The organism is Micromonospora sp. NBC_01392 (assembly GCF_045040125.1).
Taxonomy (GTDB): domain Bacteria; phylum Actinomycetota; class Actinomycetes; order Mycobacteriales; family Micromonosporaceae; genus Micromonospora.
Window position 1 is genome coordinate 608,625 of record NZ_CP109549.1, and the last position, 13,967, is coordinate 622,591.

Annotated in this window: 13 protein-coding genes and 1 pseudogene; 8 read left to right on the plus strand and 6 right to left on the minus strand. The window is 73.7% G+C overall.

From position 1 onward, the window contains the following. Positions 1-555 carry a carboxymuconolactone decarboxylase family protein gene (locus tag OG767_RS02860; RefSeq protein ID WP_405092027.1) on the plus strand — a complete coding sequence of 185 codons (555 nt, stop codon included), beginning with the start codon at positions 1-3 and terminating at the stop codon, positions 553-555. A 30-nt stretch (positions 556-585) separates the two neighbouring features. Here OG767_RS02860 and OG767_RS02865 read toward each other — a convergent pair whose 3' ends face one another. Then, positions 586-1,473: an alpha/beta fold hydrolase gene (locus OG767_RS02865; protein WP_405092028.1), complete on the minus strand. Its 888-nt coding sequence runs from the start codon at positions 1,471-1,473 to the stop codon at positions 586-588. 109 nt (positions 1,474-1,582) lie between these two features. On the opposite strand from OG767_RS02865, the gene OG767_RS02870 reads away from it, so the two are divergent. Both OG767_RS02870 and mqnP read left to right on the plus strand, forming a co-directional pair. Then, on the plus strand, positions 1,583-3,040 hold the full coding sequence (locus OG767_RS02870) for a menaquinone biosynthesis decarboxylase (RefSeq protein WP_405092029.1): 1,458 nt from the start codon (positions 1,583-1,585) through the stop codon (positions 3,038-3,040). Then, positions 3,040-3,942 (plus strand): menaquinone biosynthesis prenyltransferase MqnP, encoded by a 903-nt coding sequence (gene mqnP / locus OG767_RS02875; protein WP_405092030.1) that lies wholly within the window; start codon positions 3,040-3,042, stop codon positions 3,940-3,942. The genes OG767_RS02870 and mqnP overlap by 1 nt, the downstream gene beginning before the upstream one ends. A gap of 31 nt (positions 3,943-3,973) precedes the next feature. Here mqnP and OG767_RS02880 read toward each other — a convergent pair whose 3' ends face one another. Continuing rightward, positions 3,974-4,939 (minus strand): terpene synthase family protein, encoded by a 966-nt coding sequence (locus OG767_RS02880; RefSeq protein WP_405094117.1) that lies wholly within the window; start codon positions 4,937-4,939, stop codon positions 3,974-3,976. A 99-nt stretch (positions 4,940-5,038) separates the two neighbouring features. Between OG767_RS02880 and OG767_RS02885 the strand changes: the two are divergent. After that, a pseudogene (locus tag OG767_RS02885) lies at positions 5,039-5,662 on the plus strand (UbiX family flavin prenyltransferase); the annotation flags it as partial. Between the two features lie 267 nt (positions 5,663-5,929). Here the strand turns inward: OG767_RS02885 and OG767_RS02890 are convergent. Then, positions 5,930-6,196, minus strand: coding sequence for a BldC family transcriptional regulator (locus OG767_RS02890; protein ID WP_013473529.1), 267 nt, complete (start codon positions 6,194-6,196; stop codon positions 5,930-5,932). Between the two features lie 268 nt (positions 6,197-6,464). Between OG767_RS02890 and OG767_RS02895 the strand changes: the two genes are divergently transcribed. The 3 genes from OG767_RS02895 (at position 6,465) to OG767_RS02905 (ending at position 9,467) form a co-directional block, all read left to right on the plus strand. After that, on the plus strand, positions 6,465-6,923 hold the full coding sequence (locus tag OG767_RS02895) for an Lrp/AsnC family transcriptional regulator (protein WP_107154636.1): 459 nt from the start codon (positions 6,465-6,467) through the stop codon (positions 6,921-6,923). Positions 6,924-7,522: 599 nt separating this feature from the next. Next, complete coding sequence (locus OG767_RS02900) at positions 7,523-8,365, plus strand: SDR family oxidoreductase (protein WP_405092031.1); 843 nt, start codon at positions 7,523-7,525, stop codon at positions 8,363-8,365. 10 nt (positions 8,366-8,375) lie between these two features. Next, positions 8,376-9,467, plus strand: a complete 1,092-nt coding sequence (locus OG767_RS02905) for a PLP-dependent cysteine synthase family protein (RefSeq protein WP_405092032.1) — start codon at positions 8,376-8,378, stop codon at positions 9,465-9,467. A 13-nt stretch (positions 9,468-9,480) separates the two neighbouring features. Here the strand turns inward: OG767_RS02905 and OG767_RS02910 are convergent, their stop codons facing one another. Beyond that, positions 9,481-10,380 carry an SDR family NAD(P)-dependent oxidoreductase gene (locus OG767_RS02910; RefSeq protein ID WP_405092033.1) on the minus strand — a complete coding sequence of 300 codons (900 nt, stop codon included), beginning with the start codon at positions 10,378-10,380 and terminating at the stop codon, positions 9,481-9,483. A 91-nt stretch (positions 10,381-10,471) separates the two neighbouring features. Between OG767_RS02910 and OG767_RS02915 the strand changes: the two genes are divergently transcribed. Beyond that, the gene (locus OG767_RS02915) at positions 10,472-11,032 is read left to right on the plus strand and encodes a TetR/AcrR family transcriptional regulator (RefSeq protein ID WP_405092034.1); all 561 of its coding nucleotides are present in this window, start codon (positions 10,472-10,474) and stop codon (positions 11,030-11,032) included. A 16-nt stretch (positions 11,033-11,048) separates the two neighbouring features. On the opposite strand, the gene OG767_RS02920 is transcribed toward OG767_RS02915, so the two are convergent. After that, complete coding sequence (locus tag OG767_RS02920; protein WP_405092035.1) at positions 11,049-11,669, minus strand: putative glycolipid-binding domain-containing protein; 621 nt, start codon at positions 11,667-11,669, stop codon at positions 11,049-11,051. A gap of 108 nt (positions 11,670-11,777) precedes the next feature. Further along, the gene (locus tag OG767_RS02925; protein WP_405092036.1) at positions 11,778-13,805 is read right to left on the minus strand and encodes a DEAD/DEAH box helicase; all 2,028 of its coding nucleotides are present in this window, start codon (positions 13,803-13,805) and stop codon (positions 11,778-11,780) included. Positions 13,806-13,967: the final 162 nt, after the last annotated feature.

A 13,967-nucleotide genomic window follows, 5' to 3' on the forward strand; every position in this document is an offset into this window, starting at 1 on the left:
ATGTCCCGCTTCACCGCGTACGAACCCGACACCGCACCGGCCGCCGCCCGCCCGGTGATGGCCGGCGTCCACCGCAAACTGGGCCACCTGCCCGCCGCCGTCGGCCTGATGGCCGGCTCACCGGAGCTGCTCAAGGGCTTCCTCGCCGCCAACGCCGCCTTCGAGGCCACCGACCTCGACCCGGTCGCCCGGGAGGTGGTCGTGCTGACGGTCGCCACCCGCAACGAGTGCCACCTCTGCGTGGCCATGCACACCGCCACGCTCACCCGGCAGGACGCCGCGCCCGAGCTGATCGACGCGCTGCGAACCGGCGGCGTGCTGCCCGAGCCCCGGCTGGAGGCGCTGCGCCGGTTCACCGTCGCCGTGCTCGACCACCGGGGCGCGGTCCCCGACGCCGACCTGGACGCGTTCCTGGCCGCCGGCTGGCAGCCACGGCACGCGCTGGACGTCGTGCTCGGCGTCGGGACCTACACCATCTCGACGTTCGCGAACCGGCTCACCGCCGCGCCGCTCGACGCGCCCCTGCATCGGTACGCCTGGGCGCCTGCCGCCTGATGGGTGCGGTGTCGTCCTCTACCGGAGGCGTCAAGCGGGGGCCCCTCCTTCACTGAGGAACGGCAGCAGCAGGGCGGTTAGCTTTGTCGGCTGCTCTTCGAACAGCCAGTGGCCGCAGTCCTCGACCACCTCGCCGGTGACCCGGTCGGCGTACCGGCGCACCTGCTCGGCCACCTGGGCGCCGAGGCTGGCCTGCGCGCCGACGGCCAGCACCGGCATCGGCAGCTTCCGACCCCGGTACGCCGTGTTGTCCGCGACGTCCTGCCCGAACGCCCGGAAGTAGGCGAAGCTGGCCCGCAGATGCGCCTCGTCGCGCAGGTGACCGGCGTACTCCTCGATGTCGTCCGGGCCGAGACTGTCCTTCCGGATCATGATGGAGTCGGTGAACCGGTCGACCCAGAGCGCCTCCCGGCCGGCGACGAGCTGCTCGGGCAGGCCGTTGGGCACGGTGAAGAAGCCGAAGTTCCACACCGCCGGGCCGGCCGCGGTGAGCGCGGGCATGGCGTAGACGCTCTCGTCGGGGATCGGTGCCTCGGTCAGCACCAGCCGGGCGACCGAGTCGGGATGGGCGGCGGCATAGGCGTACGCGACCATGGTGCCGAGATCGTGGCCGACCAGCCGGATGTCCCCGGCCAGGTCGAGCGCGGTGAGCAGCCCGTGCAGGTCGGCGGCGACCGTCTTCTTGTCGTACCCGCCGGCCGGGGCGTCGCTGTCGCCGAAACCGCGCAGGTCGGGGGCGATCACCTCGAAGGAGCGCGCCAGCTCCGGCAGCACGTGCCGCCACATGCGCCAGCACTGCGGGTAGCCGTGCAGCAGGACCAGCGTGGGCCCCTGGCCCCCTCTGACGTAGTTGATCTCCACGTCGCCGACCTGGGCCCGCTGCTCGCTGAACCCCGCCGGCACCCGTCCCTCGCCCATGCCGCCGACTACCCGCCCGACGGGGCGTTAAAAGGGGGCCCCGCCTCTACCTCAGGCGTTAACAAGGGGCCCTTCCTTGCACCTCAGGGGGGTGGGGGAGGATGGAGGCATGGGGCGTGGCTTTCCGTACGACGATCTCAAGGACTTCCTCGTGGCGCTGGAACGCGCCGGTGAGCTGCGGCGGGTGAGCGTCCCGGTCGACCCCACGCTGGAGATCAGCGAGGTGGTCACCCGGACCGTCCGCGCCGGCGGGCCGGCGCTGCTGTTCGAGCGGCCCACCCGGGGCGAGATGCCGGTGGCGGTCAACCTGTTCGGCACCGAGAAGCGGATGGCCATGGCGCTCGGCGTCGAGTCGCTCGACGAGATCGGCGCGCGGATCGGCGAGCTGCTCAAGCCGGAACTGCCGCAGGGCTTCACCGGCATGATGGGTGGGCTCGGCAAGGTCATGCAGCTCAAGTCCATGCCGCCGAAGAAGGTCCGGACCGCCCCCTGTCAGCAGGTGGTCTACCGGGGCGACGACGTCGACCTGAACCGGCTGCCCGGGTTGCAGGTGTGGCCGGGCGACGGCGGCATCTTCCACAACTTCGGGCTGACCCACACCAAGCACCCGGAGACCGGCAAGCGCAACCTCGGGTTGTACCGGCTCCAGCAGCACGGCCGGAACACGCTCGGCATGCACTGGCAGATCCACAAGAACTCCACCGCGCACCACGCGGTCGCCGAGCGGCTCGGGCAGCGCCTGCCGGTGGCGGTCGCCATCGGCGCCGACCCGGCGGTCGCGTACGCGGCCAGCGCCCCGCTGCCCGCCGACATCGACGAGTACCTGTTCGCCGGTTTCCTGCGCGGTGAGCGGGTCGAGATGGTCGACTGCCTGAGCGTCCCGTTGCAGGTGCCGGCGCACGCGCAGGTCGTGCTGGAGGGCTACCTCGAACCGGGCGAGCGGCTGCCCGAGGGGCCGTTCGGCGACCACACCGGCTTCTACACGCCGGTCGAGCCGTTCCCGGTGCTGCACATCGAGACCATGACCATGCAGCGCGACCCGGTCTACCACTCGATCGTCACGTCCCAGCCGCCGCAGGAGGACCACGGCCTCGGCAAGGCCACCGAGCGGATCTTCGCGCCGCTGCTGCGCTTCCTGATCCCGGACATCGTCGACTACGACCTGCCCGCCGCCGGCGTGTTCCACAACTGCGCGATCGTGTCGATCCGCAAGCGCTACCCGAAGCACGCGCAGAAGGTGATGAACGCGATCTGGGGCGCGCACATGATGTCGCTGACCAAGCTGATCGTGATCGTCGACGAGGACTGCGACGTGCACGACTACAACGAGGTCGCGTTCCGCGCCTTCGGCAACGTCGACTACGCCCGCGACCTGCTCCTCACCGAGGGCCCGGTGGACCACCTGGACCACGCCTCGTACCAGCAGTTCTGGGGCGGCAAGGCCGGCGTGGACGCCACCCGCAAGCTGCCCACCGAGGGGTACACCCGAGGCTGGCCCGAGGAGATGCGGATGTCCCCCGAGGTGACGTCCCTGGTCGACAAGCGCTGGCAGGAGTACGGAATCTGATGACCGCGGTGGCGGAGCGGCCCGGCCGGGTCAAGTCCTTCCTGAAGCTCGTCGCGATCGAGCACTCGGTGTTCGCGCTGCCGTTCGCGTACCTGTCGGCGCTGACCGCGATGCAGGTCTACGGGGGGCGGGTGCGGTGGGGGGACCTGCTGCTGATCACGGTGGCGATGGTCGGCGCGCGGACGTTCGCGATGGCCGCCAACCGGATCCTGGACCGGCGGATCGACGCGCGGAACCCGCGTACCGCGAACCGGGAACTGGTCACCGGGGCGGTGAGCGTGCGGACGGCCTGGACCGGCGCGGCCGTCGCGCTCGTGGTCTTCCTGGCCGCCGCCGCGCTGCTCAACCCGCTCTGCCTGATGCTCGCGCCGCTGGCCGTGGTGCCGCTGGTGGTCTACCCGTACGGCAAGCGGTTCACCAACTGGCCGCACGCCATCCTCGCGGTCGCCCAGGCGGTCGGCCCGGTCGGCGCGTGGCTGGCGGTCACCGGCACGCTCGACGGCTCCGGCCCGGCCTGGCTGCTCGGCGCCGCCGTCGGGCTCTGGATCGGTGGCTTCGACCTGATCTACGCCTGCCAGGACTCCGAGATCGACCGGGAGATCGGGGTGCACAGCGTCCCCGCCCGGTACGGCCGGCGCTTCGCGCTGCACGCCTCCACGATCGCGCACGTGGTGACGTTCGCGCTGTTCATCTGGTTCGGCGCGCTTGTCGGCTTCGGCTGGCTGTGGTGGATCGGGCTGGCGCTCACCGCGGTCGCCTTCGGCTACCAGCACCTGGTGGTCAGCCCCACCGACCTGAGCAAGGTCAACCGGGCGTTCTTCACCGCCAACGGGTTCGTCGGCATCGCGTTGTTCGTGCTCGCGCTGCTCGACCTGGTGGTCCGGCTCGGCCTGCGACCCTGACCTCCCGGGTCGCCGGTCCCCGGTCAACCGGTCAGGGCGTCGCGGCGACCGGGTAGCGGGCGCTCTCCAGCGTCCAGTCGACAGTGCCGCGCACGGCGGCGGCCACCCCGTCGAGATGGATGGTGACGGCCTCGTCCAACGCCGGGCCGAACGACGGCACCGCCGCGCGCAGCGCCATGAAGCGGCTCATCTCGGCGCGCCAGTGCGCGGCCACCAGGTCGACCGCGGCCGGCAACGGCACGCCCCGCTCGGCGGCCACCGCCAGCACCAGGTTGTGCCCCCCGCCGGTGACCCGGTCCCGCTCCAGCGAGGCGATGTCGTTGAACCAGGAGAGCAGGTCGTTGGCGAGGTCCGCGTGACGGCGCAGCGCGGGATGGTGGTAGACCGCGTCGGGCAGCGGACGACGGGCGGCGAACTCGATCAGCGGGTACGACACGTACGCCGCCGAGGTGGCCCGCCGCAACCGGACGTACTCCGCGACGCCGGGCGTCCGGCCGGCCGACGTGGCAGCCGTCTCCCGGCAGACGCCGTCGAGGTGGTCGGCCACCGCGTCGGCGAAGCGCAGCCGCCAGCGCGCCGGCATCCGGTGCCGTGGCTCCCGCCACGCCTGCACGAGCAGCCGGCGCAGCGGACCGGTGAACCCCGGGTGGCGGGCTCGCGGGCCCTCGCGGAGCAGCGCGAGCGCGCCGTCGCGCAGCGCGCGGATCTGCGCCGGGGCCAGCCCGTCCGGCCCGTCACAGGCGTCGTCGACCAGGAAGAACCAGGTGAACAGCGCGGACAGCACCCGCAGGTCGGGCTCGGTGGCGTCCGGGTAGAGCCGGCCGGCGTACCGGGCGAAGCCGGCGCGGGCCAGCCGTCGGCGGGTGCCCGGATCCAGCGGCAGGCCGAGCTGGTCGAGGTGGTCGACCAGCCAGACCTGCACCTGGTCGGCGTACGGGGAGAACCGGGGCGCGACGGGGCAGTCGGATCGCAGCGCCCGCAGCACCGCCGCCGTCATCACCGGCCCTTCCATGAAGGTGGATCGCCGAATCAGAGAATCCCATGCGGCGGGAAGCCCCGTCGACCCACCGGACATTTGGCCTGGCAGGCTTACGGCATGCGCGAACCATGGGTGGTGGGCGTCTCCGGTGCCTCCGGCACCCCGTACGCGGCGGCGGTCGTCCGGGGACTGCTGGACGCCGGTGCGGCGGTCGACCTGGTCGTGTCCCGGGCCGCCCGACTGACCGTGCTCGACGAGACCGGCCGGCCCTTCCGGGACGCGCACTGGGCCGCGGACCTGGCCGCGTGGCTCGACCGCGACCTCACCGGGGCGGACCTCCGGTACTGGCCCGCCGGTGACCTGGCCGCCGGCCCGAGCAGCGGCTCCTACCGGGTACGCGGCATGGCGGTCGTGCCGGCCAGCACCGCGGCCTGCGCCGGCATCGCGATCGGTCTTTCCAAGGACCTGCTCCAACGGGCCGCCGAGGTGAACCTCAAGGAGCGCCGCCCGGTCGTGGTGGTGCCCCGGGAGACCCCGGTGACCCGCAGCCACCTGGAACACCTCATCGCGCTGCACGACGCCGGCGCAGTGGTGCTGCCGGCCAGTCCGGGCTTCTACGGCGCCGGCGCGTCGGCCTCCGCGCAGCAGTTGGTCGACTTCGTGGCCGGGAAGGTGCTCGACGCGCTCGGCGTCGAACACACGCTGTTCCGGCGCTGGTCGGGCACGCTCGCCGCGGACCGCCGCGACGTGAACGGCGCGGACGGCCGGGACGTGAACGGCCGGGACGGTCGGGACGTGAACGGCCGGGACGGCCGGGACGTGAACGGCCGGGACGGCCGGGACGTGGGCGGGGCCTGACCGGCCCACCACCGGAGCGGCCGACACCGGCCCGCCTCACCGGCCCGCCTCACCGGCCCGCCTCACCGGCCCGCCTCACCGGCCCGCCTCACCGGCCCGCCTCACCGGCCGGGCGCGGCCCGCCTCACCGGCCGGACCGCGCCCGCTCGCTCAGTACATGCCGGCGTTTGCCGGGCCGGGGCCGGTCGAAGCGGTCGGGCCCATGTTGCGGGCCTTGCCCATGTCCTCCGCCTCGTCCAGCATGCCCTCCCCCTCAAGCAGGGCTCGCACCTCGGATTCCCGAAACCGGCGATGCCCGCCTGGAGTCCGGATGCTGCCGATCCGGCCGGCCGCTGCCCATCGGGTCACGGTTTTCGGGTCCACCCGAAACAGCGCAGCGACCTCACCCGGTGTCAGCAGGCGATCTCCAGTGTCCACAGCCCCCTCCTCGCGTCGACGAAGCCCCCGGCTGAACACACTGCCCCCGGCCGGTGCGAGCCCAGAGCCGTCATGAGGGACGTATGGCAATTACAGCACCAGGGACCGGGCGTGTCCGCCAAACGCGAAATACGCACACACTGCGAAGTTAGGAAATGGTACCGGCGTAGAACCTCCGTGACGGGACGTTTGTGAATGGCAACGTACCGTCATGTTCAACGGGTGCCGTCCGCCTCCGGTCACGGCCCAGAGGATAGGGTCACTCTCCGTGGACACGATCGACCTGGCCCTCGTGGAGCTGCTACGGGGCAACGCCCGCCTGTCGTACGCCGAGCTGGCCCGGCAGGTCGGCCTCTCCGCCCCGGCCGTGCACGAGCGGGTCGGCAAACTGGAGTCCGGTGGGGTGATCCGGGCGTACCGCGCCGAGGTCGAGCCGGAGGCGATCGGGCTCGGGGTCACCGCGCTGATCGGCATCGTGGAGAACTCCGACGCGGACACCGACGACGTGCTGGAGGCGTTCCGCCAGATCCCCGAGATCGAGTCCTGCTACTTCATGGCCGGCGTCGAATCCTTCCTGCTCAAGGCGCGGGTCGGCACCATCGCCGAGCTGGAACAGCTGATCGTCCGGCTGAACCGGACGCCCGGGGTCGCCTCCACCCGCACCGGGATCGCGCTGTCGACCAAGTGGGAGAACCGTCCCCAGCCGCTCGAACCACCCACCCCCTGACGACCCGTCCGCCAACCTCGCCCGGCCGGCCCGGGGACGCCATTTTGCTGCGCCTACAACCTTGATGGCGTAAACGACTCAGGCGAGCACCAGTGCCCCGCCCTTGCGCCCCGCCCTCGCGCCCCGCCCTCGCGCCCTCGCGCTCCCGCGCCCGCCCACATTCACGGAAAGAGTGGCTGTTCGAGCCGGAATAAGCACTCTTTCCGTGAAACTGTGCCGGTGCCGGTGCCGGTGCCGGTGCCGGTGCCGGTGCCGGTGCCGGTGCCGGTGCTCGGATGCGGATGCGGGCAGGGGTGGGGGTGCGCGGATGCGGGGGTGGGCGGGGTACGGCACGGGGAGCGCCAGGGCCAGCCCACGGCCCTCGGGAGTCCACTCGCTGCGCCGGGGCTCGGATGGCGAGCCTCCGGCGGCCACCAGCGGGTCCTGCTTCGCCCGTCGACATCGGTGCGGAACCCGACGACCCGGCCTGACTCATCTGCGCCATCAACTTTGTAGGCGGACGCGCGGATACCACCGCCGCCTCTCCACCGGCCCGGCCCGGCCCGCCCGGCCCGGCCAAGGGTCTGGCCGAGGGCGGTGCGGACGGATAGCGTGCGGCGATGACGACCTCGGGGCGGGGTGCCGCCGTGGTGACCGGCTCGGCCGGCGGACTGGGCCGCGCGCTCGCCGCCGCGCTGCACGCCGACGGCTGGCGGGTGCTGCTGACCGACGTCGACGCCGAGGCGGTGGGCGCCGTCGCCGGGCCGCTGGGCGGCTGGTCCCGCCCGCTCGACGTCCGCGACGAGGCCGCCTGCGCGGCGGTCGCCGCCGAGGCGGCCGGCGGTCCGGGCGGGCTCGGGCTGTGGGTGAACAACGCCGGCATCCTGGTCACCGGCCCCGCCTGGGAGCAGGACGCCGAAACCCGGCAGCGGGTGATCGAGGTCAACGCGCTCGGCGCGGTCAACGGCACGCTGGCCGCCGTGGCGGTCATGCGGGAGCAGGGCCACGGCCACGTGCTCAACGTCGTCTCGCTGGCCGGGCTGATCGCCGCGCCCGGCGAGACGGTGTACGCGGCCAGCAAGCACGCCCTGCTGGCGTTCAGCCTCGGCACGCTGACCGACCTGCGGATGGCCGGCGTCCGGGGCGTACACGTGTCGTGCCTGTGCCCGGACGGGATCTGGACGCCGATGCTGCACGACAAGCTCGACGACCCCGGGGCGCTGGCGTCCTTCACCGGGTCGCTGCTGACGCCGGAGCGGGTGGCCGCGCGGGCGGTCCGGCTGGCCCGCCGGCCGCGCCCGGTGGTCAGCCTGCCGCGCTGGCGTGGCGCGCAGGTCCGGCTGCTCGACGCGTTCCCCCGGCTCGCCCTGGCGCTCACGCCGGTGGTGCGCGCCGCCGGCCGGGCCGGGCAGCGCCGGCAGGCGCGCCGGGTCCGGACGGACGCGAGCCGGCCTCGCTTGTAACGTTGCCGGCGTGACTCATCTCGACCGGTGTGACGAGGCCGCCCGGCGCTGGCTCACCGAGGCGATCGCCACGGTCGAGGCGGACGCCAACCGGTCCGCCGACACCCACCTCCTGCCGTTCCCGCTGCCCCGGGCGTGGGGGATCGACCTCTACCTCAAGGACGAGTCGGTGCACCCGACCGGCTCGCTCAAGCACCGGCTGGCCCGCTCGCTGTTCCTCTACGGGCTGTGCAACGGCTGGATCCGCCGGGACACCACGATCGTCGAGGCGTCGTCCGGGTCGACGGCGGTCTCCGAGGCGTACTTCGCGCGGATGCTCGGGCTGCCGTTCATCGCGGTCATGCCGGCCTCCACCTCGCCGGAGAAGATCGCCCAGATCGAGTTCCAGGGCGGGCGCTGCCACCTGGTCCGGGACCCGGCCAAGGTGGTGATCGAGGCGCGCTGGCTGGCCGAGGACACCGGCGGTCACTACATGGACCAGTTCACCTACGCCGAGCGGGCCACCGACTGGCGGGGCAACAACAACATCGCCGAGTCGATCTACGCGCAGCTCGCGCTGGAGCGGCACCCGGTGCCGGCCTGGATCGTGGTGGGCGCCGGCACCGGCGGCACCAGCGCCACCATCGGCCGGTACGCCCGCTACCGCCGACTGCCCACCAAGCTGTGCGTGGTGGACCCGGAGAACTCCGCGTTCTACCCGGCGTGGCAGGCCGGCGACTGGTCGTTCCGCACCGGTCGTGGCTCCCGGATCGAGGGCATCGGCCGGCCCGGCGTCGAGCCGTCCTTCCTGCCCAGCGTGGTGGACCGGATGGTGCAGGTGCCGGACGCCGCGTCGCTGGCCGCCATGCGCGCCGGCTCGGCGGTGCTCGGCCGCCGGGTCGGCGGCTCCACCGGCACCAACCTCTGGGGCGCGTTCGGGCTGATCGCCGAGATGCGCGCCGCCGGCCGGACCGGCTCGGTGGTGACGCTGATCTGCGACCCGGGCGACCGCTACGTCGACACGTACTACTCCGACCGGTGGGTGGCCGGGCAGGGCCTCGACCTCGCCCCGTACCTCACCGCCGTCGACCGGTTCCTGGACGACGGCACCTGGCCGGCCTGACCGGCGTCGGTCGTCATCGCAGGTCCGGCGGGTACTCGACAGCGGACCAGGTGCGGGCCCGGTCCCACAGCCGGCCGGCGACGGCCGGGTCGTTCGCGGGCGCGGCGACCGGGTCGAGGTGCACCCGGTCGTCCGACTTCCGGTTGCCGGGGCCGATGAAGACCCCGCCCCGCGCCCCGGGGGCGGTGGCGGCGAACAGCAGCGGAACCGCCGCGCGTTCGGCCGGCCGGCCGATCAGCGCCTGGAGGACCGCCATCGTCGCGCGCAGGGCCGGGCGGCGGATGTCGTCGTTCAACGCGGTTCTCGCCAGGCCGGGATGGGCCACCAGGCTCTGCACCGGCCGGCCGGCGCGCCGCAACCGGCGGTCGAGTTCCAGGCCGAGGAGCAGGTTCGCGAGCTTGGACGTCACGTACGCCCGCGAGGGCGAGTAGGACCGCTCGGCGGCCGGGTCGTCGAAGGGCGGCGCCACCCGGAAGATCCGGTAGAGGCCGGACCCGACGTGCACGACGCGCCCGCCGTCGCGGATCAGGTCGAGCAGGCGACCGGTGAGCGCGAAGTGGCCGAGGAAGTTGGTGGCGAACTGCATCTCGATGCCCTGCGGGCTGAGCCGGCGGCCCTGGTGGCCGCCGATGCCGGCGTTGTTGACCAACAGGTCGAGGGACCGCCCCTGGGCGTGCAGGCCGGTGGCGAAGGCGGCGACCGAGTCCAGGTCGGCGACGTCGAGCCGCCGCGCCTCGACCCCGGGCAGGACGCGGGCCGCCTTGTCCACGTCGCGGACCGCCGCGATCACGGTCGCGCCGTGCGCCGTCAACTGCCGCGCGACGACCAGGCCGAGTCCACTGGTCGCGCCGGTCACCACGGCCGTGCGGCCGGTCAGGTCGGGGATGTCGGCGAAGGTCCAGCTCACAGCCATGACAACTCCTCAGCGGATGTGTGATCCGATCGGATTATCTATCCGATCTGCGCCCAGCGTAGCAGGCAAGCGGATGAGTTATCCTTTCGCCATGTCGACAGGCACGGGCGGACGGCTGCGGGCGGACTCCGCCCGGGTCCGCGAGCAGATGCTCACCGTGGCCGGGGCCCGGCTACGCGGCGGCGACCGCGACCTGCCGCTGAACGCGATCGCCAAGGCCGCCGGCGTCGGCGTGGGTACCGCCTACCGGCACTTCCCCAACCGGCAGGTGCTGATCGAGGCGCTGGCGGCGCAGAGCTTCACCCGGCTGGCCGCGGACGCGCGGGCGAGCGCCGCCGCCGCCGATCCCGTCGCCGGGTTCGAGCGGCTGATGTCGACCGGGCTGCGGCTGCTCCGCGAGGAACCGGCGCTGGCCGAGGTGCTGGCCGCCCGCGACGGCCTCACCGCCGACGCCGTCGCCCCGGCGGCCGACTTCTTCGACGCGCTCGACCACCTGCTCCACCGGGCCCGGCAGGCCGGCGCCGTCCGATCCGACATCACGGCCGACGACCTGCGCAGCCTGATGTGCGGCGTGCAACACGCGGCGATGATCAGCGACGCGGACGCCGCCGACCGCTACCTCGGCGTCCTGCTGCGCGGACTGCGCGCCTGACCGGCCGCCCCGACGGTCAGCGCGGGTCGACCCGCTCCGCGAGCCCGGGATAGCGCACCACGAAGCCCTCCGGGTCGACCTCCAGGTCGGCCGTGAACCCGTCACCGGCGTACCGCACCCGGCCCGGCCCCAGCGAGGTGTAGACCTGCTCGGCGGGGAGCACCGTCAGGCCGGGCAGCAGCACCCACACCACCGTCACGCTCGTCGCCAGGTCGGCGGGGAGCCGGCCCAGCCCGATCCGGCGGATCGGCAGCGTGTTGGTCAGCGGGGAGCCGCCCAGGTCGACGTCGAGCGCCTCGGCCAGCCGGTCCGGGTCATCCGTACCGGGCAGGCCCACGGGCGGATGCCCGGCCGCCCGCAGCGCCGCGTCCAGGTCACCCTCCTCGCCGGTACGCGCGCGCCACCCGTCGCCGCCCCGCTCCAGGCGTACGCTCCGCGCCCAGCCGGCGCCTTCCGCGTCGACCTCCAGCCGGCTGGTCGACCAGTCCGGCGCGACCGTCAGGCGGTAACGGCAGGTGTACGGGATCGGGTCCACGGCCAGCGCCACGCCCTGCGCGGTCAGCCCCTGGCGGTCGTCGAGCACGACATGCTCGGATCCGGCGGTGTCGGTCCGGGCCCAGAAGAGCGACTTCGGCATGGACCGGACGTTACGCGACCCGCCGGGTACCGGCAGCGGATGCGCGAACGCCGCCGCAGAGCGGGTGCTCGACGGCGGCGTTCGCAGTGATCTTCCGGAGGCTCCGGATCAGTGGGTACGGGCCGGCGGGCGCCCGCCGAAACCGCGCCGGTCGTCGCGCGGCCGGTCGTCCCGGCCCCGGCCCTCGGGACGGAATCCGCCCCGACGCTCGGCCGGCCGGGCCTCGCCCCGGTCCCCGAAGCGACGCTCGGTGCCGCCGTCGCGGTCTCCGAAGCGACGCTCGGTGCTGCCGTCCCGGTCCCCGAAGCGACGCTGGGCGCTGCCGTCCCGGTCCCCGAAGCGACGCTCACCCTGCGGGCGGTCCCCGTGGCGGCGCTCGCCGAAGTCACGCCCGCCGGTGGGGCGGTCGTCGCGTCCCCGGTCGTCCCGGTCGAAGCCGCGCCCGCCGGTCGGCCGGTGCCGGTCCCCGAACGGCCGGTCGCCGCCGGTCCGGTCACGCTGCGCCCGCTCGCCGAAGCGCCGGTCGTCGGACTGCCGGCCCTCGAAGCGGTCCCCGCGGTCGTCGGACCGCCGGTCCCCGAAGCGCCGGTCGTCGCGGCGCTCGGTCCGGTCGCTACCGAACCGGTCCCCGAAGGCGCGCTCGCCGGTCGGCCGGTCGCCGAAGCGACGCTCACCGCCGGGTCGGTCGCCGAAGCTGCGCTCACCGCTGGGCCGGTCGCCGTAGCGACGTTCGCCGGTGGGTCGGTCGCCGTAGCGGCGCTCGCCGCTGGGTCGGTCGCCGTAGCCGCGTCCGCCGGTGGGCCGGTCGCCGTAGCCGCGTCCGCCGGTGGGCCGGTCGCCGTAGCCGCGTCCGTCCCGGTCGCCGAAGCGGCGGGGGCCGCCGCCACGGCGGGGCTCCGGCTCCTCGCGGACCGGTACGCCGCTGGGCTCGCGCGCGCCGGTCAGCTCGGCCAGCGCCTCGTCGCCGGCGCGGACCCGAGCCTGGGACGGCTCGACGCCCGCCTTCTCCAGCATGGCCAACGTGGTCCGGCGCTGCTTCGGCAGCACCAGGGTCGCCACCGCGCCGGACTCGCCGGCCCGGGCGGTGCGGCCGGCCCGGTGCAGGTAGTCCTTCGGGTCCTTCGGCGGGTCCACGTGCAGCACCAGCGAGACCCCGTCGACATGGATGCCCCGGGCCGCCACGTCGGTGGCGACCAGCACGTTCATCCGGCCCTCGCGGAACTCGGCAAGCGTCCTGGTGCGCATCCGCTGGGTCTTTCCGCCGTGCAGGCCACCGGCCCGTACGCCGACCGCGGTGAGCTGCTCGACCAGCCGGTCGACGCCGAGCTGCGTACGGGCGAAGACCATGGTGCGCCCCTCACGGGCGGCGATGGACGCGGTGACCGCGAACTTGTCGTGCGGCGGGATCAGCAGCATGTGGTGATCCATGGTGGACACCGCCGCGGTGGCCGGCGCGGTCGAGTGGGTGACCGGGTCGGTCATGAACCGCTTGACCAGCGAGTCGACGTCGTTGTCCAGAGTGGCCGAGAAGAGCAGCCGCTGGGCGTCCGCGGGCGTCTTCGCCAGCAGCTCGGTGACCTCGGGCAGGAAGCCCATGTCGGCCATCTGGTCGGCCTCGTCCAGCACGGTGACCTCGACGTCGTCGAGCCGGCAGACACCGCGCGCGATCAGGTCGCCGAGCCGCCCCGGCGTGGCCACCACGATCTCCACACCCCGGCGGAGCGCGTCGATCTGCCGGTCGTACGGCACGCCGCCGACCGCGGTCTTCAGGAAGATGCCCACCGCCTTGCCGAGCGGCACCAGCGCGTCGTTGACCTGCATGGCCAGCTCACGCGTGGGGACCAGGATCAGTGCGCGGGGGTGCAGCGGCCGGGCCCGGTTGCGGTCGGCGAGCCGGGCGATCACCGGCAGGCCGAAGGCCAGCGTCTTGCCGGAGCCGGTCTGGCCCCGGCCGAGCACGTCGCGGCCGGCGAGCGCGTCCGGCACGGTGGCCCGCTGGATCTCGAACGGGGTGGTGATGCCCTGCCGGGCGAGCGCGTCGACCACCTGCGTCGGAAGGCCGAGCGAGGCGAAGTCGGGGGCGTCGGTGATCGGGTCGGTGGACGGGGACATGCCGGATTCAGCGAAGGTGGTCAAGAAATACCTTTCGAGCGGGGCGCATCTTCGCGATGGCCTGCCGCGGCACCGTCACGCCGCCGAATCGCCCGCAAGATCGCCCATGGGCGCGCAGTCGGGCGCGCCAGGTCAGTGATCCCGACAAGTGTACGGCGCTTCACCGACACGGCCACCGCATCGCGC

Coding starts and splice junctions, on each gene's coding strand:
- OG767_RS02860 (WP_405092027.1), top strand. CDS start 1: ATGTCCCGCTTCACCGCGTACGAACCCGACACCGCACCGGCCGCCGCC.
- OG767_RS02865 (WP_405092028.1), bottom strand. CDS start 1,473: ATGGGCGAGGGACGGGTGCCGGCGGGGTTCAGCGAGCAGCGGGCCCAG.
- OG767_RS02870 (WP_405092029.1), top strand. CDS start 1,583: ATGGGGCGTGGCTTTCCGTACGACGATCTCAAGGACTTCCTCGTGGCG.
- mqnP (WP_405092030.1), top strand. CDS start 3,040: ATGACCGCGGTGGCGGAGCGGCCCGGCCGGGTCAAGTCCTTCCTGAAG.
- OG767_RS02880 (WP_405094117.1), bottom strand. CDS start 4,939: ATGACGGCGGCGGTGCTGCGGGCGCTGCGATCCGACTGCCCCGTCGCG.
- OG767_RS02900 (WP_405092031.1), top strand. CDS start 7,523: ATGACGACCTCGGGGCGGGGTGCCGCCGTGGTGACCGGCTCGGCCGGC.
- OG767_RS02910 (WP_405092033.1), bottom strand. CDS start 10,380: ATGGCTGTGAGCTGGACCTTCGCCGACATCCCCGACCTGACCGGCCGC.
- OG767_RS02915 (WP_405092034.1), top strand. CDS start 10,472: ATGTCGACAGGCACGGGCGGACGGCTGCGGGCGGACTCCGCCCGGGTC.
- OG767_RS02920 (WP_405092035.1), bottom strand. CDS start 11,669: ATGCCGAAGTCGCTCTTCTGGGCCCGGACCGACACCGCCGGATCCGAG.